Source organism: Dictyobacter alpinus (genome assembly GCF_003967575.1).
Lineage (GTDB): Bacteria > Chloroflexota > Ktedonobacteria > Ktedonobacterales > Ktedonobacteraceae > Dictyobacter > Dictyobacter alpinus.
This window is the reverse complement of record NZ_BIFT01000001.1, coordinates 2,447,726-2,470,610: the sequence shown is the minus strand read 5'-3', so window position 1 is coordinate 2,470,610 and position 22,885 is coordinate 2,447,726. Positions and strand designations below refer to the sequence as shown.

Annotated in this window: 19 protein-coding genes; 4 read left to right on the top strand and 15 right to left on the bottom strand. The window is 51.0% G+C overall.

All coding sequences use genetic code 11. From position 1 onward, the window contains the following. Positions 1-2: 2 nt before the first annotated feature. From nuoF to EL633_RS09720, 7 genes are all read right to left on the bottom strand, one after another. A complete protein-coding gene (gene nuoF, locus EL633_RS09750; protein WP_126626996.1) occupies positions 3-1,328 on the bottom strand; it encodes an NADH-quinone oxidoreductase subunit NuoF in 1,326 nt (441 codons plus the stop codon). Between the two features lie 102 nt (positions 1,329-1,430). Next, complete coding sequence (nuoE, locus tag EL633_RS09745) at positions 1,431-1,922, bottom strand: NADH-quinone oxidoreductase subunit NuoE (RefSeq protein ID WP_126626995.1); 492 nt, start codon at positions 1,920-1,922, stop codon at positions 1,431-1,433. Beyond that, positions 1,919-3,079 (bottom strand): NADH dehydrogenase (quinone) subunit D, encoded by a 1,161-nt coding sequence (gene nuoD, locus EL633_RS09740; RefSeq protein ID WP_371865557.1) that lies wholly within the window; start codon positions 3,077-3,079, stop codon positions 1,919-1,921. The genes nuoE and nuoD overlap by 4 nt, the downstream gene beginning before the upstream one ends. An 84-nt stretch (positions 3,080-3,163) precedes the next feature. Further along, positions 3,164-3,853, bottom strand: a complete 690-nt coding sequence (locus EL633_RS09735) for an NADH-quinone oxidoreductase subunit C (RefSeq protein WP_126626993.1) — start codon at positions 3,851-3,853, stop codon at positions 3,164-3,166. A 316-nt stretch (positions 3,854-4,169) separates the two neighbouring features. Beyond that, a complete protein-coding gene (locus EL633_RS09730) occupies positions 4,170-4,715 on the bottom strand; it encodes an NADH-quinone oxidoreductase subunit B (RefSeq protein ID WP_371865556.1) in 546 nt (181 codons plus the stop codon). 50 nt (positions 4,716-4,765) lie between these two features. After that, entirely contained in the window at positions 4,766-5,119 is a 354-nt protein-coding gene (locus tag EL633_RS09725; protein WP_126626991.1) for an NADH-quinone oxidoreductase subunit A, read from the bottom strand. 330 nt (positions 5,120-5,449) lie between these two features. Next, positions 5,450-6,085: a DUF4389 domain-containing protein gene (locus EL633_RS09720; protein ID WP_174845161.1), complete on the bottom strand. Its 636-nt coding sequence runs from the start codon at positions 6,083-6,085 to the stop codon at positions 5,450-5,452. A 336-nt stretch (positions 6,086-6,421) separates the two neighbouring features. On the opposite strand from EL633_RS09720, the gene EL633_RS09715 reads away from it, so the two are divergent. Then, a complete protein-coding gene (locus EL633_RS09715; RefSeq protein ID WP_126626990.1) occupies positions 6,422-7,324 on the top strand; it encodes a manganese catalase family protein in 903 nt (300 codons plus the stop codon). Positions 7,325-7,407: 83 nt separating this feature from the next. On the opposite strand, the gene EL633_RS09710 is transcribed toward EL633_RS09715, so the two are convergent. From EL633_RS09710 to groES, 3 genes are all read right to left on the bottom strand, one after another. Further along, the gene (locus EL633_RS09710) at positions 7,408-8,163 is read right to left on the bottom strand and encodes a class I SAM-dependent methyltransferase (RefSeq protein ID WP_281275909.1); all 756 of its coding nucleotides are present in this window, start codon (positions 8,161-8,163) and stop codon (positions 7,408-7,410) included. Positions 8,164-8,545: 382 nt separating this feature from the next. After that, positions 8,546-10,198 (bottom strand): chaperonin GroEL, encoded by a 1,653-nt coding sequence (gene groL, locus EL633_RS09705; RefSeq protein ID WP_126626988.1) that lies wholly within the window; start codon positions 10,196-10,198, stop codon positions 8,546-8,548. A gap of 41 nt (positions 10,199-10,239) precedes the next feature. Further along, the gene (gene groES / locus EL633_RS09700; RefSeq protein WP_126626987.1) at positions 10,240-10,536 is read right to left on the bottom strand and encodes a co-chaperone GroES; all 297 of its coding nucleotides are present in this window, start codon (positions 10,534-10,536) and stop codon (positions 10,240-10,242) included. Between the two features lie 841 nt (positions 10,537-11,377). Here groES and EL633_RS09695 point away from each other — a divergent pair. Beyond that, positions 11,378-13,777, top strand: a complete 2,400-nt coding sequence (locus EL633_RS09695; RefSeq protein WP_126626986.1) for a serine/threonine protein kinase — start codon at positions 11,378-11,380, stop codon at positions 13,775-13,777. A gap of 59 nt (positions 13,778-13,836) precedes the next feature. On the opposite strand, the gene EL633_RS09690 is transcribed toward EL633_RS09695, so the two are convergent. The 4 genes from EL633_RS09690 to EL633_RS09675 form a co-directional block, all read right to left on the bottom strand. Beyond that, entirely contained in the window at positions 13,837-14,517 is a 681-nt protein-coding gene (locus EL633_RS09690; protein ID WP_126626985.1) for a regulatory protein RecX, read from the bottom strand. Positions 14,518-15,181: 664 nt separating this feature from the next. Continuing rightward, on the bottom strand, positions 15,182-15,610 hold the full coding sequence (panD, locus tag EL633_RS09685; protein ID WP_126626984.1) for an aspartate 1-decarboxylase: 429 nt from the start codon (positions 15,608-15,610) through the stop codon (positions 15,182-15,184). 198 nt (positions 15,611-15,808) lie between these two features. Then, positions 15,809-16,081, bottom strand: coding sequence for a hypothetical protein (locus EL633_RS09680; protein WP_126626983.1), 273 nt, complete (start codon positions 16,079-16,081; stop codon positions 15,809-15,811). A gap of 184 nt (positions 16,082-16,265) precedes the next feature. Further along, positions 16,266-19,802 carry a beta-sandwich domain-containing protein gene (locus tag EL633_RS09675; protein WP_126626982.1) on the bottom strand — a complete coding sequence of 1,179 codons (3,537 nt, stop codon included), beginning with the start codon at positions 19,800-19,802 and terminating at the stop codon, positions 16,266-16,268. Positions 19,803-20,219: 417 nt separating this feature from the next. Between EL633_RS09675 and EL633_RS09670 the strand changes: the two genes are divergently transcribed. After that, positions 20,220-20,690: a hypothetical protein gene (locus tag EL633_RS09670; RefSeq protein ID WP_126626981.1), complete on the top strand. Its 471-nt coding sequence runs from the start codon at positions 20,220-20,222 to the stop codon at positions 20,688-20,690. Positions 20,691-20,779: 89 nt separating this feature from the next. On the opposite strand, the gene EL633_RS09665 is transcribed toward EL633_RS09670, so the two are convergent. Beyond that, positions 20,780-21,340 (bottom strand): ribonuclease FAU-1 family protein, encoded by a 561-nt coding sequence (locus tag EL633_RS09665; RefSeq protein ID WP_126626980.1) that lies wholly within the window; start codon positions 21,338-21,340, stop codon positions 20,780-20,782. Between the two features lie 318 nt (positions 21,341-21,658). Here EL633_RS09665 and EL633_RS09660 point away from each other — a divergent pair, with 318 nt between their 5' ends. Beyond that, a complete protein-coding gene (locus EL633_RS09660; protein WP_126626979.1) occupies positions 21,659-22,660 on the top strand; it encodes a TIGR03557 family F420-dependent LLM class oxidoreductase in 1,002 nt (333 codons plus the stop codon). Positions 22,661-22,885: the final 225 nt, after the last annotated feature.

The window sequence follows — 22,885 nt, the reverse complement described above, 5'->3', positions numbered from 1 at the left end:
TTCTAGCGTGTTGCCGCAGGCGCTACGGCTGTCTCGTGCTGATGATCCTGCTTACTACCAGAACCAACCATACAGCAGCCAAACTTCGCATGATACTCAAACTCTTCGCGGAAGAAGCGGATACCACTGGTAATCGAGCTGGTGGCGGCATCACCCAGGGGACAAAACGATTTACCGGCGAGGTTATCGCAAATGTCCAGCAGCAGATCCACATCCTTTAGATAGCCGTGACCATGTTCAAGGCGCTCAAGGATCTCGGTCATCCAGAAGGTACCTTCGCGACAGGGGGTACATTTGCCACAGGACTCGTCGCGATAGAACTCGGTCATGCGCAGGATCGCACCCACGATACAGGTGGCATCGGAGATCACGATCACGCCGCCAGAGCCGAGCATTGAACCGGCCGCCGCGATAGACTCATAATCCATTGGAGTATCGATCTTATCTGGCGTGAGAATAAAGGTGGAAGAACCGCCGGGAATGATGGCCTTTAACTCACGATCATCGAGGATACCACCGCCATATTGTGGATCATAAATCAGCGTACGCATTGGAACTCCGAGTGGAAGTTCATAGGTACCTGGATTCTTGACCTGTCCACTTAAACTGAAGATGCGCGTGCCCTTACTTTTCTCGGTACCAAAGGAGGCATACCACTCGCCACCACCGGCGACGATGGCGGGTACGGTGGCCAGCGTCTCACAGTTGTTAATGACCGTAGGACCGCCATAGAGGCCAACGACAGCCGGGAAGGGGGGCTTGAGGCGTGGGTAGCCACGGCGACCCTCTAGCGACTCCATCAGCGCGCTCTCTTCACCACAGATGTAGGCGCCAGCGCCACGATGGACGATGACATCCAGGCTGAAATCGCTATCCAGAATATTCTTGCCGAGAAGTCCGGCGGCATAAGCCTCTTCTACCGCACGTTCAACCTGACGGCCAGCCTTGGCCAGCTCTCCGCGAACATAGATAAAGGCGGTATGGACTTTACAGGCATAACTGGTAATAATGATACCCTCGATCAGACGATGAGGGATCTGCTCCATCAGGACGCGATCTTTACAGGTGCCGGGCTCGCTCTCATCGGCGTTGCAGCACAGGTAGCGCGGCATATCATTCTTGGCCAGGAAGCTCCACTTCATACCGGTTGGGAAGCCCGCGCCCCCACGGCCACGGAGTCCCGACGTCTTCATCAGGTCAATAATGGCATCGGGCGCATAGTCACGCAGCGCCTTCGCCAGCGCTTCATAGCCGCCATGTTCGCGATAGACATCCAGTGTATCTATACCAGGTACATCAAGATCTTTTGTGATTATCATTTCTGGCATATTGCATAACATCCTTTTGCAGGTCTGGTGTACCTGCATATGCAGCGGATTGGAGATACCTGCCCGCATCAACGACGCGGAGACAGGTGTAGTCTGCTTGTTTTACACGCGCCGCTCGACTCCAAGTTCGCGATCTAACTGGTCGATCAGGGCATCGACACTTTCCTGGGTAAGATTCTCATAGAACTCCCCATTAACTTGTAGAGCTGGAGCTGAGCTACAGGACGCGATGCACTCAACGGTATTTAAGGTATAGTTGCCATCTGCCGTAGTCTCGCCACGCTTGATGCCAAGACGATCCTCCAGGTGTGAGACCAGGGGATCACAGTTGCGCAAATAACACGAGATACTGGTACATACATTGATGATCTTCTTGCCCTGTGGCCGCTGATAATACATGGTATAGAAAGTGGCGACACTCTCCACATCATCGACCGTCAGGTTAATCGCTTCCGCGACTGCGCGCAAGCCTTCAGGCGTGATATAGCCCTCCTCCTGCTGTGCGATATGGAGCGAAGGCATCACCGCCGAACGTGCCATGGGATAGCGGGAGGCCAGTTCCCGCATGCGTTGTTTGGCCTGCTCAGAAATCATCGGTCAACTTCTCCTAGCACGATATCGATACTGCCAATGCCCGCCACCACATCCGCCAGGTAGCCGCCCTCAATCATGCGCGGTAGGACCTGTAGATTGGCGAAGGATGCGCCACGTACATGCATGCGATACGGCTTGGGGCCGCCATCGCTGACAAGGTAGAAGGCCAGTTCACCCTTGGGAGATTCGGTGCGTACACAGACCTCACCCTTCGGTGGTCGATAGCCTTCGGTGAAGAGTTTGAAGTGATGGATCAGCGACTCCATACTGCCGGTGATCTGCCACTTGGGCGGCGGTACAATCTTAGGTCCACCCACGCGATAGGCACCTTGCTGCAAGCCACTCAACGCCTGCTCAATGATCTTCAGACTCTGATCCATTTCCAGCATACGCACCATGTAGCGATCATAGACATCGCCATTGGCACCAACGGGAATATCAAAATCAAACTCCTCATAACCGGAATAGGGGAAGGCCTTACGGATATCCCAGACCACACCGCTACCACGGAGCACCGGGCCACTCGCGCCATAGGCCAGCGCATCTTCCTGACTCAAAATACTGATATTTTTGGTGCGTTCAAGCCAGAGCTGGTTATTGGAGAGGAGATCATGGTATTCCTGTAAGCGGGCGGGAAAGGTCGAAGTGAAGGCACGTACCGTCTTCTCAAACGCGGGCGGGAGTTCTGCCTGTAAGCCACCGGGACAAATATAGCTGGTCATCATACGCACGCCCGAGATCAGCTCGAACACATCCAGAATCAGCTCACGTTCCCGGAAACAGTAGAGAAACATACTCATCGCGCCCAGGTCGAGCGCATGCGTGCCAAGCCAGACCAGATGGCTGGAGATACGCTGCAATTCAGCCAGAATGACGCGCGTATACTTGATCTTGGCGTTGATCTGATCCTCAATACCCAACAAACGCTCAACCGAGAGCGAATAGGCCAGGTTATTGTTGAGGGGAGCCAGATAATCCAGGCGATCGGTCAGGACCAGGGCCTGGTGATAGCTTTTCGACTCGGCCGTCTTCTCAATACCGGTATGTAAAAAGCCGATATCGGGGATCGCCTTCAACACGATCTCGCCTTCAATCGTTAGAAGCAGGCGCAACACACCATGGGTACTCGGATGTTGAGGACCCATGTTAATCGTCATCGTATCCGCACGTTGATCGCCAGCAAGAGGCTGGCTCTCATCAATCGTATAGGTATTCTTCTCAATCTCTTGCTGCTGCATAGATCATCCTTTACGCTTATCAGCCCGGCTCGTCTGTCCGTCAGCTGAAGGTGAAGCATCGGCAGCTGTCGGAGAGAACGTACCGGGCTCCTGAGAAGGATTCAGCTGCACGCGACTCTCATTCAGGCTGCGACCCTCAGAAGTACGAAGCGTCTGCTGATAATATTCGCCTACTCCAGGATCAGTATCATAAGGAACCTGGCCGCCCCAGTGAGGTTCGGGCAGCTCAAAGCCAGAGAGAGGATAATCCTTCCGGAGAGGAAACGTAGTCCAATCGGGAGGCATAAGCAAACGACGTAAATCAGGATGATTGGTAAAGGTGATCCCAAAGAGATCAAAGACCTCACGCTCATACCAGTTGGCTCCAGGCCAGATATCGCTGACAGAAGGGAGCGCGGGCCGATCTTCGCGGCGCTGTCCCACCTGTACCTTCAGGCGCATAAAGCACTGATTGGGTAAAGAAAGAAGATGATAGACGACATCAAAACGAGGCACACGTTCCGGCCAGTCAATCGCCGTCACAGTTTCCAGGAAATTATAGGCTAGATCCTTTTGAAGATAAGCACATACTGCTACCAGCGACTCTGGCTTCAGTATAATGGTCTGCTCATCTCGAAACTCGACTACTTCCACGATTGCCTGTGGGAATCTCGTCTGCACCATCTCGACCGTCGATGCTGCTGTTATGACCATACTATTAAGCATTCCTTCAATGTGTTAGACACCAGTTATGCCGACACCACTGTCGTTTAATCGTAATAAGTCCTAAGAGAGTATCTGACTCCCATTCTCATGGGAGCTATAAGTCTCAAGCCAGCCTGAGAAGCGGGGTTGCAAGGGGCGGCCAGCCCCTTGCCGGGGTTCGAGGGGTGTCCCCTCGTTTCTCTTCTTCTCCCATGCGCCGCCTGCGGCGGCGCGCGAAAAGGAAGGAAAGAGGTTTTTCGGGGGACACCCCCGTCCCCCCGGCAGGGCGCTCCGCCCCTGCACCCCGGTTTTTGTGAATGTTTGTTTATGCCTCATCCTGGATAGGGCCGGTCAGCTTCATGCCGCTATCCTTCAACGGATCAGGAGGATTGGGAATACCTTCGCGAATCTTGCGCTGCAATTCATTAAAACCAAAGAGCAACATGTCTGGCGTCGGCGGACACCCAGGGACAAACACATCGACCGGCACAATCTTATCGACACCCTGAACAATGGCATAATTATTAAATACACCACCGCACGAGGCGCACGCGCCCATCGAGATGACCCATTTCGGCTCAGGCATCTGATCATAAATCTGCCGTAACACCGGTGCCATCTTAATCGAGCAGCGGCCCGCGACAATCATCAGATCCGCCTGACGAGGTGACGCGCGAAAGACTTCCGCGCCAAAGCGAGACATATCAAAACGACTACCCTGCGCAGACATCATCTCAATCGCGCAACAAGCCAGGCCAAAGGTCACTGGCCAGAGCGAAGAACTTCGCCCCCAGCCCAACACCTTACTCACCTGGGTCGTCAAAATACCAAAGCCACCATCCTTCTCATGCACCGGCAAATCACGGCGCATGCGAGGCGTTTGTGTATTTGAGTATGTCTGTACAGGCTCCCAGGGATTTTTTACTCCCATGTAAATGCTCCCTTCCGCCAAACATAGACATAACCCACCATCAGAACAGCTAAAAAGACAAGTAATTCGATTAAGCCGAATAATTGCAACTTATTGAGCAAGATGGCGAGAGGATAAAAAGAAACAATCTCAATATCGAATGCGATAAAGAGCATACCAGTGAGAAGATACTTTACCGGAAACCGCCGCTTCGGCGCGGTGATCTCTTGAATACCACATTCATAGGGGGCTAATTTCTCCGGCGAGGGCTTTTTTGGCCCAAGGATAGCGGTGACCGCCATTACCAGGAGGCCGAAGAGGACAGCTAACGCTACATAAATGAAAATGGGGAGTGCTGTACCCATAGATGCGGACCCCTTCATCTCTAAAAAATATACACGTATAGACACACATTACGAGGTGTCCAAAGTACACTTCCTCATTTTGTATCGTAGCATAGAGGAGGTGATAAAGTCAAACACTAAGGGCATTCAAAGACACTTTATAAAGAATAAGTGGCAATCTTCACTATAGTAAATGGCACTCTGTTGTTATGTTTAAACAGGATAATAAGCAAGCAAACGTAGCAGCTACGAGACACGCCGGAGATTCATAGATTGCCCACACATTCCCCTCTGTAAGATAACGCAAAAAAAACCACGATCCCGGAGAATCGTGGTCGAGCGATGCCGCTATTATGGATTAAACCGAAACGGTGGATATTCGTCGGTCACTAAGACCAATGCGTAGCCGACAACGCGATTGTGCCAGCGGAACACGCCCTCAACAAAATTGAAGAGGCTCCTGGGGTAGTGTCCGGTAAACAGGATGGCGAACCAGGCGATGATCACCACCACGAAGGCCGCGATTTCCAGGAAGAACAACACGATATAATGGGGGATGGCCAGGAACCATTTCACCAGCGGGAGCCAGCGGTTCAGATCATTGGCAACATCCGGGTATGGGTAATCCAGGCTCAGAGACTGCTGATCGGTGGTCGATGGATAGCGATCATCCATCAGGGCCAGATAGATACTGACACGGTTACTAAAACGCTGGAGCTCCAGGTTCCAGTCGAACCACCAGCGCGGATATTTCTGACGGAACAGGATCATCAACAAAGGACCCAGGAATAGCACGCCGCCGGCTCCAAAAGCAATGACCGTGGTTTTGGCGTCCGAAGTAGACTGCGCGGTTTGTGCCGCCACCGTGGATACCACGATCAAGATCGGGATAGCAACAAAGAGGCGGAAGAAGGTGGTCAATCGATTGAGTGGTCGATCCGGGTACTCAACCGAGAATTGAACGGGGTAGGTAGTCGGTCTCATCATGAGACTCCTTTTCTGGTTCCATATGCATACGTGCAATTGATAAGGACTCTACGCAATGATCCCAATAATAATAGTCAGGATAAAGCCAGAATTATGCGTTTCTGTCTCTACCTAAATGTTAAACCATAGATATCACATAGTGATCACAAAATAGCAAAATACCCTCAAAATTTATCCATATCTATGCAACAGCCACATAATTACGTGAAACGTATTGGGGGCAAAGGCTACATAATTTGCGGCTCATGACGAATTATAGATATGGAATAACTACGCTCAGATAGATCCAATTTCGCTGAGAATGTACCCACAATTGCTGATAAAGGAGTACTCCCGATGTTTTTTCATGTACAGAAGCTTATCAACCCGATCGTTGCAGACGAGCCCGATCCAGAGGCGGCGAATGCGCTGCAAGAGGGCCTGGGTGGTCAGTTTGGTGAAATGCGCACGATGATGCAATATCTCTTTCAGAGCTTTAATTTCCGTGGGAATGCCAAGCCATACTTTGATCTGATTCAAGGCATTGGTGTTGAGGAGATCGGACATGTTGAGCTTATTGCGACCACGATTAATCGTCTGCTCGATGGCTCGCCACGCTATCAGGGAAAAAATGGCACGACCCCCGGTGATCGTGGCGCGACCCCGCTCAATATGGCGCTGACCCATGGCAATATCCAGCATTTTCTTGTTGGTGCGCAGGGAGCCATGCCCGTTGATTCCACCGGCAACCCATGGTCCGGTTCGTATGTCTATAATAGTGGCAACCTGGTCCTGGACCTGCTCAATAATCTGGTGTTAGAATCGACGGGCCGTTTGCAGAAGTGTCGCATGTATGAGATGACCAAGAATAAAACGGCGCGCTCCACGATCTCATACCTGATTGTGCGTGATCAGGCCCATGAGAATGCGTATGCGAAGGCCTTGGAGACATTGGGAGTGAATTGGGGCAAGATCTTGCCGATCCCCAAATTTGACGCGACCAAACTGCCTGAGGTGAAAGTATTGATGGATAAAGGAGTGCATCTTGAGCAGCATCATTGGCGCTTAGATGGTTCCGAGATGGAGAAAGTCTTCCGTGGCGCATCCCCGTCTGGTCCTGGGGAGCTACGTACAACGCAGAGAGCTCCTGAGGGTGTTGCAGTAACTTTAGGTGCGATCCGGCCAGAGGAGTTTGCCCCCGGTCTACCCCCTGAACTGCTTGAATTGACCGAGCAGGCCGCGAAGATGGCCTTAAACTAGCTGCGACGATACACGGAAACGAGCCATTACCATGGCCCCAGGTCCCGTTCGTCAGAAAAAAAGCTTCTGACGAGCGAGGCCTGTTAGCGCATAGCACTCCAGATCGTCCAGCGATCTTGCTCCACAATAGCCTGATGATCCCCATCCAGTTGACGATGAATATAGTCATTCAGGTCGCGCAACTCTTCGTCTGTTAACTCATGCAGGATCGAGCGGCCAGCACGGGCGTTGAGGTCTTGTTCCAGGGCGGCAAAGTTCATATGGATCTGTCGCGTCTCCCAGAGCTGCCGCTTCTGTACCACACGGAATCCCGTCTGATGCAATTCACCCATCACGGTCGCGTTATCGTAACGGCGAGCGACCTCCTGTTTTGCCAGCTTGGGATAGCGGGCAAAGAAGTAGCCGCGAATATTGGTCTGGCTACCGGCCAGCAAGCAATCCTCAGGAGTGCGATCCTGGATGATCAGCATACCACCGGGTCGGAGGATGCGGAAGGCCTCGGTAAAGCAGGCACCGAGCTCTTCACGTGAAATGTGATGGATCAACGCGCGTTGCAGCACGATATCAAATTGCTGTGCATCCAGACCGGTCTGAATAGCCTCGGCCTTGACATAGGAAACATTGCGCTGTGCCTTCAGTTTGCTCTGAGCATCTTCAAGCATGACTTCAGATGAATCGACGCAGGTAATCTGGGCGGCTCCCATATCGATAAGGGCTTTGGCATAGATACCTCCACCAACGCCGATATCGGCGATCGTGCGGCCCTGAACATCCACAATCTGATTAATCAAAGCTTTCCAGGTACCTGTCGCCTGGCGTGTTGCATATGTTTGACGAATTTCTTCGGCATGAAAGTTGACTGTCGTAACCGTTCTCCTTTCAATCCCACACCAACGGTGGGCCTCATCTCTATGTTAAAACAGGACTCTTTGACCCGTATTTCTATGAATGATGAGTATGTCTATCCAAGGGCTCATTTTACCACAGCACCATCTGCACTTTTTATCCTTTTTACCATTTTTGATGATGCCTGAAAGCCCTTGTAGCCTGACTGTAGCTGTGGTTCGCATCCTAAAAATAGGACGCTGGAATGAAAAGTATCGGAGAAAGATTGGCTATTGGAGATTGAGAAAAAAGGCCCATGCTTCACAAACTCGTTGGAAGCATGAGCCTTTATTATGTATGGGTTCAGCTAAATGGGGATAACACTCGGATGAGTGCTTACATCATGCCCATTCCGCCCATTCCTGGCATGCCGCCCATTCCTGGAGCGCCGCCGCCCGCTGGGGCTGCGTTCTCTTCTGGAATGTCGCTGATCAGGGTGTCGGTCGAGAGGACCATGCTGGCGATGCTGACGGCGTTCTGCAATGCGGAACGGGTCACCTTTACAGGATCGATGATACCAGCTTTGACCATGTCGACATATTCGTTGGTCAGGGCGTTGAAGCCATAGCCGCGTGGGCTATTGAGTACGCCTGCAACGATGACGGCGCCGTCTTTACCGGCGTTCTGTGCGATCTGGCGCAGTGGCTCTTCGAGGGCGCGGCGCAGGATGTTGACACCGGTCTGCTCGTCGCCAGCGTTAGCCTTCACGCTATCGAGGGCTGGGATCGCTGAGACCAGAACCGAGCCGCCGCCTGGGACGATACCTTCTTCGATGGCAGCGCGGGTCGCGGAGAGGGCATCCTCAACACGATGCTTCTTCTCTTTCATCTCAACTTCGGTGGCGGCACCGACGCGGATAACACCAACACCACCGGCCAGTTTGGCCAGGCGCTCCTGGAGCTTCTCACGATCGTAGTCGCTGGTGGTCTCGTTGATCAACATGCGGATCTGGTTCACACGAGCCTGGATGCCCTGATGGTCGCCGGATCCCTCAACGATGGTGGTGGTATCTTTATTCGATGTCACTGTGCGGGCAGTACCCAGATCTTCCAGAGTAGCATTCTCCAGCTTCAGGCCGGTCTTCTCTGTGATCACGGTCGCGCCGGTCAGGGTCGCGATATCTTCCAGCATAGCGTCGCGGCGATCACCAAAGCCTGGGGCTTTAATACCCAGAACATTGAAGGCACCACGCATCTTATTGACAACCAGGGTTGCCAGAGCCTCACCGTCAACGTCCTCAGCGATGATTACCAGATCTTTGCGACCAGTCTGCAGGACAGCCTCAAGAATTGGCAGGATGTCAGCGATGGCGCTGATCTTCTTGTCCGTGATAAGGATATAAGCATCGCTCAACTCAGCAACGGTATGCTCAGGATTGGTGGCCATGTATGGTGAGATGTAGCCACGATCGAACTGCATGCCCTCGGTATATTCTTTCTCAGTTGTGATACCGCGACCCTCTTCAACCGTGATGACGCCGTCTTTTCCGACTTTCTCCATCACTTCAGCGATCAGGTTACCGATCTCGGCATCGCCAGCTGAAATAGAGGCGACCTGCGCGATCTCTTCGCGGGTCTCGACGGGCTTGGCCAGAGATTTGATCTCAGTGATAACGGCCTCAACGCCCTTCTCCAGACCACGGCGCAAGATCATTGGATTGGCGCCTGCGGCCAGATTCTTCAGACCCTCGTTCACAACGGCATGGGCCAGAACGGTCGCGGTCGTCGTACCATCACCTGCGACGTCATTGGTCTTCGTCGCAGCTTCCTTCAGCAACTGGGCACCCATGTTCTCAAATGCATCAGGTAGCTCAATTTCGCGAGCGATGCTGACGCCATCGTTCGTGATTGTAGGTGCGCCGAACTTCTTGTCCAGCACAACGTTGCGTCCCTTAGGTCCAATTGTTACGCGGACCGCATTAGCTACCGTATCCATTCCCTTTTTAAGGGAGTGACGTGCTTGCTCATCAAACTGTACTCGTTTTGCCACGAAATTTACTCCTCTGATACAACCTAACTAATTTATAAACCTTATTCCACGATTCCCATGATATCGCTCTCACGGAGGATCAAATACTCCTGGCCATCGATTTTGATTTCGGTACCAGCATATTTCGCGAATAAGACACGCTGCCCCACTGTTACTTCCAGTACTGAGCGCTTGCCGTTATCCAGAACTTTACCCGGACCTACTGCCAGAATCTCGCCCTCCTGGGGCTTTTCTTTGGTCGCTGTATCTGGCAAGACAATGCCACTGCGCGTAACGGTCTCACGCGCCAGGCCTTTTACCACCACACGATCGCCTAGTGGTTGAAGTTTGGCTGACATACTCCATTCCTCCCTGTTCAATCTTATATATGTTCAAGAAGGTAAGGTAGTCCTCACCCTCCACTGTTTTAGCACTCTAATTCAGAGAGTGCGAACCGGCTATATAATACAACATAGGCTCCCAATTCGCAAGGGGAAGACCGTGTAATTATGCACAAACCTCCCTATTTTTATAAAAACTTCAGCAACATAGAATCAGGGTTAGTAGACATCCCCCCACACCCCGCCTTACGGCGTGGGTAAGGGGAAGAAAAAAAGATTTTGTGGGGACGTCATGCCCCCAGCATGCCTGCCCCACTCCCCGGCAGGAAGGGCCTCGCCGGCCCTCCTGCACCACCCGCCCACTCCAGCAACACCATCATGGGCCAGTGATTTATGGCTCTCGTCGCCACCCTCCACAACTACAGCAGGGGCAGGGAAATATAAGAGATTTTGTGGGGAGTGTCCCCACCCCGGCAGGATAGGCCTCACCGTCTTCCCTGCACCACCCGCTTACTCCAGCAACTTCCCCGACTAGAAGCAGGAGGTGCAGGAGGACGGCCAGTCCTCTTGCCGGGGTGCGGGGTGTCCCCGCAAAACTCCCCCTCCCCCCTCCGGGCCGCCGCAGGCGGCGCGAGAGGGGAGAATCCCCCACATGACCATATTGCTTGACCCTTCACTTCTGACCACGCAAGTGCTATACTGCACATAGCATGTAAATTATGCAAACCCTTTCCAATGTCTTGACACTATTCACATTCCAATTTTCTGCGTGTAAGACGTCTTTCAATTGTATAATGGTGCGTAGCGCAACGGGCTATTGTGGAACATTTACAGGTAGGACGATAGCAGAAGCAGGCACATGAACGAACAAAATGGTTTCATTTCGGAGCGCAAGCGTCCTGAGTTAGAAAAGGGGCTTGACCTGCAACACTTTGCTAATTATGATCTGGTACGGCGCATTGATGTGGGTGGCATGGGTGAGGTCTATCTGGCGCGTCAACGTACCGCCTTTGGCCGGGAGGTCGCGGTAAAAATTATCCGGCCCGATCTGGTCAATGATGCGACGGCCCGGCAGCGCTTCTTGCGCGAGGCCGAAGTCGCCTCTTACCTTAAGCATGATCATATTCTGCCCTTACTCGAATTTGGTGAGGAGCAGGGCCGCTTGTTTATTGTGACTCCTTATATTAAGGATGGCGATCTCGCCCAACGTCTGGCGCTTGGCTCTTTACCGATCTCTGAGGTCTATGAGCTGTTTAGCGCGCTTTGTCGTGCAGTTTCGTATCTCCATAGGCGCGGTATCGTGCATCGTGACCTGAAGCCCGCCAACATTCTCCTGGATAAAGAGAATGATAGTGGCCGGGCCTATGTGCGCTTAATCGATTTTGGTATTGCATCCTCACAGGGCGTCCTGACCAGTGGGCCTTTGAACTTCTCTACGAACCGTGAGTTTGGGACCGCCGACTATATGGCCCCGGAACGCCGCTTAGGTGTTGCGGCCCCCAGCAATGATATATTCTCATTAGGTGTGATTCTCCATGTGATGCTTACCGGTGAGCTACCCGGACCAGAGGCGACGCGCCGCCTACCGATTCCATTGATGAGTGTGATTGATCGTTGTCTGGAGGCGGATCCCGATGATCGTTTCCTGACGGTGGATGATCTGTTGCTGGCATTTGATCATGCCTATAAATCGTTGACCTCGTCGCAGCAAATGAATCGGGTCCAGCAAGTCTCGGCCCCGGTTGCCGCCGTGTCGCGTCCAGCCATTGAGGCCACTGAGCCACCAATCCTTGATGATGATGAGCCGACCGAGCCCGCTCCCAGGAACGCCCTGGAACAGGCGGCTCACCCTCCCACGCTCGATAATACCATGGATGAATTAGTGGCTCGCCCTATCATACGTGGCCGTGGCGCGGAAAGTACCTCGCGCCCACCTACGCGTGGTTATGGCGCTGAAAGCACCTCACGTCCGGCTACGAATAGAAGAAGTATGACTTCAGGTGAGCAGCCTGTACTGGCTTCACTGCAAAATACTGGCCGCAAGTCTGAGGGGGTAGACCAGAGAGTATCGCTGGCGGCGGCAGGCAAAAATTTCGCCCAGGCGATGCGTGCGCGAGCCGCAGGGGCGGCACCGGCACCGGCCACCAGCGGCGGCACGGTTCTTCCGCATGTCCCACACCAGGGTGACAACTTTAGTAATGTAGATTATGATGCGCCAACCACCGAGTTTGAGCCCGAAAGTGTTCCCAGGCGTAGTTCGGCGCCCGCAGTAAAACCTAAAAAGACACGAGGATCTAAGGCACCGGCCTCGCCGACCCAGATCAAGAAGCGCAGACGGCGTGGATCCGCCTTACTGGTCACCTTCATCTTAATTGGTGCGGTCATACTCCTGATCTTTGGCGTCGGATTTCTGATCTTTCAGGCGTCCGCCACCGCCAACGTCACCATCTCACCGAAGATGCAGACCGTCAACGGCGTATTTACCCTCGTCGCCAAACCTGGTGTCAAGACCGCCAATAGTTCGACCGGTGTGATTCCCGCCAATGTCTTCACCAGCTCTAAAAGTAACTCCCGTGCGGGACGACCAACCGGCGTTAGTGGCTGTGTCCTTGGCATCTTTGAATGTAAACAGACCGTTTCTCTGGGTGATGTCACCACCATCGCGGCCCAGCTACGGCCTTCACTCAAGGATCAAATTGCCAAGGATCTCCAGAAGCAGGCCAGTGGGGCCGGCGCAACCACCGTGGGCGACATCTTCTATACCGATGGCGCCATTACCGCTGATCCTCCTGTTGGCACTGTCAGCAAGACCATGACCGTCACCATGACCGAGCAGGGAAGCATTGAATACTTCAAGTCAAAGGATGTCCAGAGTCTGGCGCTCACGATGTTGAAGCACAAATTGCAGGCCAACTACACACTGGCCGATTCCATGACCCGTGTTGGTCAGCCCATCGTCCAAAACGTCAACGCCAATGGAGAGGTAAAGATCGCCATCGCGGCCGCCGGAGTCGCGCGCTATCAGATTCCTGACTCAGAAATGACCACGATCAAAAACCAGATCAAAGGTTTAAGCGTCAAGGATGCTCGTACGGCGCTGCTCAAACACACCAACCTGGAGCCCAACTCGCTCGCCGTCCGGCTCTCATACGGAGATAACGTCCCAACCAACATTCAGCAGATCAAGATCACCACCTTGAATCCCACTGATATTCCAACCATCCAGCTACCACCCATCCCCAAAGCAGCTGGAGCATAAAGAAACAGAGGCAGCTCAAAAGAGCTGCTTCTTTTTTTTAGTATCAGGAACAACCAGCGCTACTCATCAAACAAATCATCACCATCATCATCATCGCCCGCTTCACCCTGTAACTCATCCCAGAGATGTTGGACTGCATGTTTCGTCACCTCATAGCTAAAGCCGCGCCGCTGCAAAAACGGCCCCAACCGTGTACGAAACGTATTATGATCCATATCTGGTTGTCGCAGCAACGACTGCGCCTTCTTACGACCCGCCCGCAGAGCCAGCTCCTCATCCTGATCATCCGACACCACCTCATCAATCACCTCCTTCTTCACCCCCTTCATCTTCAGCTCACTCTTAATAGCCTGAGCTCCCTTAGGACGGAAACGCTCGCGAGACTCAATCCAGAACGACGCAAACGACTCATCATTAATCAGATCCAACTGATCCAGCCGTTCCAGCACCGTATCGATCAACTCGGCCGGAGTCTCCTTACGCCGCAGATAGCGCCGCACCTCCTCGCGACTCCTGGGCCGAAAAGAAAGAAAATTCATCCCCCGATCCACCGCCTTCTGTAAAGCCTCCTCCTGTTCCAACTGCTGAACCTGAGCCGGCGACAACACCTGATTGATCCGCAGCCCCATCTTCAACACAATCAGCGTACTCACCCCCATCAAAAACCGCCCATCCACAAACACACTCGTCCGCTCCGGATTATTCGCCTGCGGCTGTAAACTCGTAATTCGCATCCCCATCCCAACAAACCTCCTTTCAACCTACGCCCTCACAAAACAAAAACACCATATTCCCTACTATTCTAAATCCCCCCCACCAAACAGGAAACCCCCCACCCAAAACCCACAAAAGGCTTATAACAGCGGTAGCGGCAGGGCTCGTCCCTGCGCCAGTTCACGTACGACCAGGTACAGACCAACCTCCCAACGTTCCCCTTATCGCGACCACGTGTTTAAGAGACATTTCTTACGTGTACCGGTAGCAGGGACAAGCCCTGCCGCTACTACTTCGTACCCATCATACCGCGGAAGCACACCTGGAGCGGGGAGGTGCAGGAGGGGCGGCAGCCCTCCTGCCGGGGTTTGGGGTGCCCCCAAAACCTCCCCCTTCCCCTTTTCCCGCCGCAGGCGGGGAGTCAGATTCATCTCGAAACAACATAAAAAAGGTCCTGGTAGCGTGTGCTACCAGGACGAATAGATATATGTATCAGCATCACTTTTTTTATATCTTTTATTTCCTCTATGTATCACAAAAAAGGCATAGATATACGCGCTTAGGTGTGCATTCAGGGATGTTACAAGTAGGCTGAGGAAATGAATTATGCTAACTAACGTTCGTTAGGTGGAAGGTAAGTAGCAATTCATCCAACCCATCAGGCCGAATGAACTAGACTACTCGAAGCTCCTACGAAAAGGCAACTTCAACTTCAGGAGTCAACTGCTCATCAAATTCAGTCAACATCTCAATCAATGGCACATCTTTTTTCTCGGTTAAGCGATTCTCATCATCCACAAAAGCAATCTGTGGCACCAGGCTACGAATCTCTTGCTCGTCATACTGGGCATAGCTAATAATGATGACCTTGTCGCCCTCGGCAGTCATACGTGCGGCTGCACCATTCAAACAAATGACACCGGAACCACGAGCACCTGCGATTGTGTAGGTCTCCAAACGTGAGCCATTGTTGATGTTAACCACTTGCACCTTTTCATAAGGGTAGATGTTGGCGGCATCCAACAAATCCTGGTCAATCGTGATGCTACCGATATAGTTCAGATTGGCCTGCGTAACAGTGGCTCGATGGATCTTCCCTTTGCACATGGTACGTTGCATAAGTGTAACGGTTCCTTTCCCGTAGTAGAATAACTAAAAACTCGTGGAGATATTCTTAAAATTGCTATCCTTTTTTTCTCCACCTAATAATATTAAACGATATTGACACCGAATTGGAAACAGTATAGGAACAAGGTAACGGTATAAGAGAAATAGTACTGCTTTATTTTATTCTGTTCGCCCTGTTTCAGTATGTGTCTAATGCCTATCTTGATCTTCCACAACTGCTTCTAGTAGCGCCAGGAGGCCCATAGCATAGGCTTCAGGCACGCTCTGGGCATCATACATACTATCCTTCATCATCAAGCGGTAGTGGCATTTCCAGCGTCTTGCGGGCCATTCAGCCAGCTTGATCAGCGTATACGTTGTCGTGTGCTGCTCAAGGGCCTGGCGTAACGCAACCTCATCAAACCGCGTAATACCATAGCGTTCAAGTTGCTGCTGAAGAGTCTCCGCTAACTCATCGGCCATACAATGCTCTCTCCTCTTCCATCCTCATGATACATACGTCAGATTACATTTTTGCCCATCTGCCCATAAATGTCTACTCAAATTATACTTTCCCCATCCAGCCCTATACAAGCCTTCTCACCAGACAAAAAAGAGGTAGAGCCAATCAGATCGGCCCTACCTCTTTATACGCTCGGATGATGTACTAATGGGTTCCGATTGCAAAGACGTGAATGTGATTGTTATTCGGCAAGGTTACGCTTACCACCGGTAGGTTTTGACGTAGACCAATTTCTATATAAAACACATAGTTCTTAGTGGCTGCCTGACCACCTGGGTAGTTACGATAGGATTGAGTGGCCGCGATTGAATTACCCAGCGACGGTTGCTGAGCTCCACCACCCAATGTCCAGTCGCTAAAGTTCACAGTATCCTGCTCAGTAACACCATTAGCATACGTGATCGTGATTGTGCCACTGGTGGGTCCGCTGTGAGCGCTGGCCAGGAATGCCAGAGACGTTGCTCCGTTGAGCGCATTCACTGGAACGACCTGACCAGTAGCTGCGTAGTTGTTGTTCTGAGCAATACCACCAGGCCAGATGAAGCTCGTCGAGCTATAGGTAAAGATGTTACCAGGAGCCAGACCCGATTGTTTAAGAGCCTGGGCTGAGTAGCTGTATTTACCATCCAACGAACTCGCACCAGGATGGGCATCGTCGGTTGTACCGGCGTTATTAGGACCAGTGATCGCAAAAGGAGCACTGCTCTTCGTTGTGATCGAGAAAATGTGCATCTGTCCGCCAGTTGGATTGTTGGGCAGGGTCACGCTCTTGATAGTTTTGCCAGCAGTCAAACCAACTTCAGAGTAGAACACAAAGGTATTGAGTAGCTGCTTGCCACCCGCGTAGTTACGATATGGCATGGATACCGCGATCTGAACGCCTGGGATCAGAGCCGAGCCGCCTCCACTGAGCGTCCAGTCGTTGAAGTTCAGCGGCGCTTGTGACGATGTGCCATCATCGTAGTTAACAGTGACAGTACCTTTTGAATCTCCACTGGTGGCTGATCCCAGGAAGGCCAGGGTCTGAGCATTGCTCACTGGCGTTACCGGAATTACCTGTCCCTGAGCCAGGTAGTTATTATTCTGTCCCGCATCGGCCAATGGCCAGGTGAATGTGCCACCGTAAGCATTAACCGAGACACCCGGGATCAAACCTTGCATTTGAGATGCCTGGAATGAGTAACTGAATTTGCCGTCCATTGTGCTGGCAGCGAGATTGGTATCATCTGTGGCACCAGCGTTATTATAAGGGACACTTGGTACTGGAGTCGTTGGTACTGGACCATCCTTGGTCGCGACAGCGAAGACGTGCAGGGCACCGCCAGTGACTTTCGATGGCAATGTCACGCTCTTCACATCTTTACCAGGCTGGATAGCCACATCTGTGTAGAAGACATAATTTGTGACCAGTTGGAAACCATTCGGCGTATCACGGTATGGCAATGAAGCCAGTGTGCCGTTACCGAATGAGATCGGTGTAGTACCACCACCCAGTGTCCAGTCACTGAAGCCCAGTGTAAAGGACTGAGTAGTGCCATCGGTATAGTTAATGGTAGCTTTACCATAGCCCGCGCCACCACTCGCCGATCCCAGGAATCCCAGGATGTTAGCGTTTGGCACCGAGTCAACGCTTAACGTTTGACCATTCGCTATATAATTATCAGGCGCTCCAGATGCAACGTTTGGCCATGAAAAGACCATGCCAGTTGGATTGTAGAAGGCATTATCACCAGCATTGATACCCGCGTTACGCAGGAGATCTTCAGAATAGTTTTTGCCGCCACCATCAAAGTTGGCGTTACCAGGATTGGCGTCTGGTGCGATACCAACATTGTTAAATGCAGGCGCACTGGGATTTGGGGTTGGGGTTGGGGTTGGGGTGCCATTACTCGGCGTTGGGGTTACCTTTGGCGTTGGAGTCGGATTTGGTGAAGCAGAAATCAAGCCATAGATATCCACCGAACTCTTGGTGCCAACAAAGACCTCGCCATTGGCTACGATTGGCGTTGAGAATTTTACATATGTACCGTTCGGTCGATCCTGTGACGCATGGATTTCGCTGTTATAGATTTCATTGCCCAGGTTGGTTGCGTCATACGCACGCAGTACCGTCGTGTAGTCTGTACCATTGCTGGTTCCTGGCGAGACACTCCAGACAATACCAGTTCCGGCCTGTGTGCCATTACTTGAGATAACAGGATTACCACCAGTAAATGGTGATGTCTCGGGACTACGTGATGAGTATGGTGCGATAAGTTTCCCTGTGTTGTAGTCTAATTTGAATGACTTAAGGTATTCGCGAGCACCAGCAATGTAAACATTACCGTTCCAGTATGCTGGATTGCTATACACACCACCAGTCGTGTTGGGTGGCAATTCCTGAACAACTTTATCGATATCTGTGCGCAAGCGCTCATTTGAGTTAGAAGCACAGTTCAAATTGGGATCGCTAGTAAAACCGCCCAATGCGTTAGGATTGAGGACGTAAATACGCCCTTCTTTACCACCCTGGACCATTTCAGGGCCCTTGGCGGTTGGCACAGTTAAGAGACCACCGGAGCCAAGATCAGCGTCCGCCTGGTCCAGACATATCTGATTGAAAGGTGAGAAGTAGCTCAAAACCTTGGACATATCAGGTGACAGTTTCACGATTGCATCACCACCACCATTGCCGCCAGTGCTCAGAGTGAAGTCACCATTACCACTAACATAGTAGATATTGCCAGCAGCGTCTGTGGTCAATGGTCCACCAGAAGCCCAGATACCACCATCTTTACCGTTAGCTGTGTCGTTGTAGATATGTGTCTGAGTCAGATTCGCGCCATCATAGCTATAGGAGATGATCCAGCCATGATATGGTCGGTAGTCACAGAACGATCCAAATGAGACGTAGACCTGTCCATTCGCTAACATCAGAGCTGAACGCTGGCGCTCAAATTTAGCCTGGAAAGGCACACGACCACTAACTGAGGCTGAACCTGTTCCTGGCACCGATCCAGTAATATTTGTCGGACTACCAGGTTTCTCCTGACCAGATGCGACATCAAGCGCATGTATGCGATAAATCAGGTTGCCATTCTCATTGGTCATGGCAACCACATACATGGTATTGGTTGCTGGATCAATGACTGGTGTGCCAGAAAGGCCAACCTCTGGCTTCATGTCATTACAGCCACCAATGTCCAGATAGCTTGGTGAGACAGCCCCATTAAGCAGGAAAGATGTTTTCCAAAGGGGAGGAGTATTAGGATCCGTCTGATCTGCATCAAAAGCATAAACCGAATCATGCTCAGTTTCCACCAGTACGACATTGTGGGAAGTGCCATTGACCGAGACATTCGGCAGATATAATGGCTGGGCATAGACCTGTCCATCAACTTGATAGGACACGCGTTTGCCAAATTTTGACGTATTTACATTGCCTAAATTCAGTGTTTTTTCATTGGAAAAATTGCCGGTATGAGCATTATCGCCCTTAAAGGTTAATACTGCTGTGTTTGCATCCGCGGCGAAAGCCGATTTCAATGCCGTGAAGTTAAGCGAAACGAATGTTCCGCCGGCTATACATATCAATAATAGTACACTTACAATTGCAAATAGACGCGTCGATTTGCTACGTTTTGGACGAGAGTGAGGAGGCTGCATACTGGCATCAGGATGAGATGAATTCTGGGAAATCATCCATAATCTCCTTAATATAAAAGTTCTCTGCTACAAATTGTTATAAAAAGAATTGTTATTCGGCCCGGGTTTCGCCATAGATACCACTGTGGGATGCATTGAAAATAGGTTGAATGCAAACAACAATAGATTTGGGCATATTAGCCTTATTTTCACATTGGCATAGTATAATGTATAAATCATCCAATGAAAAATAACAATATTAGAGCCAAAAAATAGGTATGAAGTACTTATACGCGGTTTTTTTTGAATCTTCAGGTGATAAAAGTGTACAATTTCCTTAGTGAATTGCGGGTTACAGTTATGCTTAGCAACTGTCTTAGTCATTACCTAAAATGAACACAATTATATATGTACTATTGTGACTTAATTGTTTCTAAAGTAAAATGATCTTTTAAAGAGATAGGGAGATTTATTATGAAGCGGACTATTCTCTCAGGTTTGGTTATCTGTCTGCTATCTTTCATTCTGGTTGCGTGTAATAGCGGCGCGGAGCCCGCACCAATTAATCAGGTTCCTACCCCAACGCCATTGCCCACCCCAACACCACTATCGCTAACCAAGAACTCTGTTCTCAGTGTCCCTACAGTAGCGTTGTATTACACCGCCGCAAAAATGCGGGATTATGAGAAGGCCTATACGTTCCTTTCAGCCGATGCCGTTGATAGTAACGGGAAGAAAGTGACGAAGGATGTCTTTATGCAGATGGCTCAGGAAGGCGACAATTTGAATGGGGTGATCAAGAATGTCGAGCTGGCTCCTTACGGCAAGGATTCAACCCAGATAATTACGACAATTGATCGCAATTCAGGCATTCGCTATCATTCACACCTGACACTTAAACTTGAGGGGAAAGACTGGAAGATTGCTTCTTTAGATCGTGTATAGCTGACATCCTTCGGGATTGCGGCGAGAAGAGCAATATATATCTATTCATGCAAAGTTAGATCGATACATAATATATTGCTCTTAAACTACTATATTTGTTTTTGCAGCATCTTTGCTGCTTCTTCTGGCTCATACAATTCAAAGTTCGTGCCAGACAACTGGCGGGGAATGACTTCAAATGGTCCTGTCCATTGTCTGGCCTGCTCATCCAGCCAATCTAACGCTTCAAATGAACGTTTGCGTGACTGCTCTACAATCGGATACGCTCTAGCTGCTCGCTCAAATACTTCTTGATCCTTTGTATACACGCTGTAATCTTCGCGCACCACGACATCAATATAAAGATCAACATAGATAAGTTCTTCGGCTGTATTTGTATAATCTGCACGCGGCAAAACCACATCACAATAGACGCTAATACACTTTCCCTGTTCATCGTAGCCCGCATGTATGGTATACCAGGCTTCCGGCCAGAAATAGCTTAGTTGATGTTTATACGCGGTCCAGGTACCAGGTTTCCAATGCATCGGCGTGCCAATTGGCGTCCAGATCACAAAATACTGCTCACTCACCGGAATATGATAACCTTGCCAGCTGGCCCATTGATCTCCATCCACCAGCATTTTTCTGATAACGGCCTCAAGTAACATAGATACATCCTCTCTCTATACAGCCAGCCGAGTTTATACTTACGATTATAAATGAAGAGTCCACCCGGATACAAGTTAGCACCTCCGCTATATACACGCAGACCGTTCGTCTGGAGCTGCCACAAAAAATGAAGCAACTTGCTAATAGTTACGTATCGAAACTTTTCTTTTTCTTATCGCGCATACCTAAGTGAGCATGTGAATACGTATAGCACATGAATAAGGATGTGCTTTCTCTTTTGCGTGCCCTGAATCTGATCAAAAGAAAAACCACTACAATTCATAGTTATAAAGATATGCGAAGATTGGAGAAGGAAGATGGTACAACTCGGTTGGAAAGCGGGTCCAGAGCAATATCCCCCCGTTGAATTAATGGAATATGCAATTAGTGCGGATAAAGCAGGCTATGATTGGATTGACGTAAGCGATCATTTCAATCCCTGGAGCGAAGCGGGACAGTCACCCTTTACCTGGACCTGGCTAGGCGCGGTTGCTCCACAGACGAAGCAGATCAAATTGAGTACTGGTGTTACCTGTCCGATTTTACGCTATCATCCATCTGTTGTGGCTCAGGCAGCCGCCACAGTCTCTCATTTTGCGCCAAATCGTACAGGACTTGGCCTGGGCACAGGCGAGGCGCTGAATGAGTTTGCCGCCACTGGCGAGTGGCCCAGCTATGCCGAGCGCCGTGATCGTCTGGCGGAGGCCATCGATATTATCCGTGGCCTATGGAGTGGTGAGGAAGTGAATTACGAAGGTGAATATTACCAGACGCGTAAAGCGAAACTGTATACACCTCCAACCTCTCCAATTCCCATTGTCATCTCCTCCCTTGTGCCGCACAGTGCCCTGTTCGCCGGTCGTTATGGCGATGGCATCTGGTCCGTTGGTGGTAAAAAGCCAGATCTCTATAAAGGCATCATTGGCAATTTTGAAGAGGCCGCCCGTAAAGCTGGCAAAGATCCTTCCAAAATGGCACGCATCATTGAATTGAATGTCGGCTACACCCAGGACATCGACGCAGCCGTCCAGGAAATGTTAAAGTACTGGGGTGCTACGTATATTCCAGCCCTCTTCGATCAGAACATCTATACACCAACCATGTCGCAGGAAAATGGTGAAGTAGTTGGTCCTGATACCGTGAAAAGCACCGGCTGCTTCTCCTCGAATCCCGATGATCATGTACAATTCGCCCAACAATATATCGACATGGGCTTTGATTGCTTGATCTTCCATTCAGCGGGACCCGATCAAAAAGCCTTTATCGAATCCTACGCCAAAGACGTCTTGCCACGTATTCGCGCCAACAATCCTCGCTAACATACAGCGAACCTGTCCGTGTGGTGCCAATACTCATGACACCACACAGACACGTCCCAACCCCAATCCCCCCAGCAATCCCCCCATGCCAATAGTGCTCTAACCCAGCCCATAGGTGCAAAGCGGGGATGCAAGGGGCGGCCAGCCCCTTGACTGGGGGGCACGGGGGCTGTGCCCCCGCAACCTCCTTCCCCTCCCGCCCGCGTAGCGGGCGAAGAACACACC

Bases quoted from the DNA above. Each gene is read 5' to 3' on its own strand.
- EL633_RS09725 (WP_126626991.1), bottom strand. From the start codon at position 5,119: ATGGGTACAGCACTCCCCATTTTCATTTATGTAGCGTTAGCTGTCCTC.
- EL633_RS09660 (WP_126626979.1), top strand. From the start codon at position 21,659: ATGGTACAACTCGGTTGGAAAGCGGGTCCAGAGCAATATCCCCCCGTT.
- EL633_RS09690 (WP_126626985.1), bottom strand. From the start codon at position 14,517: ATGGGGATGCGAATTACGAGTTTACAGCCGCAGGCGAATAATCCGGAG.
- EL633_RS09730 (WP_371865556.1), bottom strand. From the start codon at position 4,715: ATGCGCCGTGATTTGCCGGTGCATGAGAAGGATGGTGGCTTTGGTATT.
- EL633_RS09670 (WP_126626981.1), top strand. From the start codon at position 20,220: ATGAAGCGGACTATTCTCTCAGGTTTGGTTATCTGTCTGCTATCTTTC.
- nuoD (WP_371865557.1), bottom strand. From the start codon at position 3,079: ATGACGATTAACATGGGTCCTCAACATCCGAGTACCCATGGTGTGTTG.
- EL633_RS09720 (WP_174845161.1), bottom strand. From the start codon at position 6,085: ATGATGAGACCGACTACCTACCCCGTTCAATTCTCGGTTGAGTACCCG.
- panD (WP_126626984.1), bottom strand. From the start codon at position 15,610: ATGCAACGTACCATGTGCAAAGGGAAGATCCATCGAGCCACTGTTACG.
- EL633_RS09735 (WP_126626993.1), bottom strand. From the start codon at position 3,853: ATGGTCATAACAGCAGCATCGACGGTCGAGATGGTGCAGACGAGATTC.
- EL633_RS09715 (WP_126626990.1), top strand. From the start codon at position 6,422: ATGTTTTTTCATGTACAGAAGCTTATCAACCCGATCGTTGCAGACGAG.
- nuoF (WP_126626996.1), bottom strand. From the start codon at position 1,328: ATGCCAGAAATGATAATCACAAAAGATCTTGATGTACCTGGTATAGAT.
- EL633_RS09675 (WP_126626982.1), bottom strand. From the start codon at position 19,802: ATGATTTCCCAGAATTCATCTCATCCTGATGCCAGTATGCAGCCTCCT.
- EL633_RS09665 (WP_126626980.1), bottom strand. From the start codon at position 21,340: ATGTTACTTGAGGCCGTTATCAGAAAAATGCTGGTGGATGGAGATCAA.
- nuoE (WP_126626995.1), bottom strand. From the start codon at position 1,922: ATGATTTCTGAGCAGGCCAAACAACGCATGCGGGAACTGGCCTCCCGC.
- EL633_RS09680 (WP_126626983.1), bottom strand. From the start codon at position 16,081: ATGGCCGATGAGTTAGCGGAGACTCTTCAGCAGCAACTTGAACGCTAT.
- EL633_RS09695 (WP_126626986.1), top strand. From the start codon at position 11,378: ATGAACGAACAAAATGGTTTCATTTCGGAGCGCAAGCGTCCTGAGTTA.
- groES (WP_126626987.1), bottom strand. From the start codon at position 10,536: ATGTCAGCCAAACTTCAACCACTAGGCGATCGTGTGGTGGTAAAAGGC.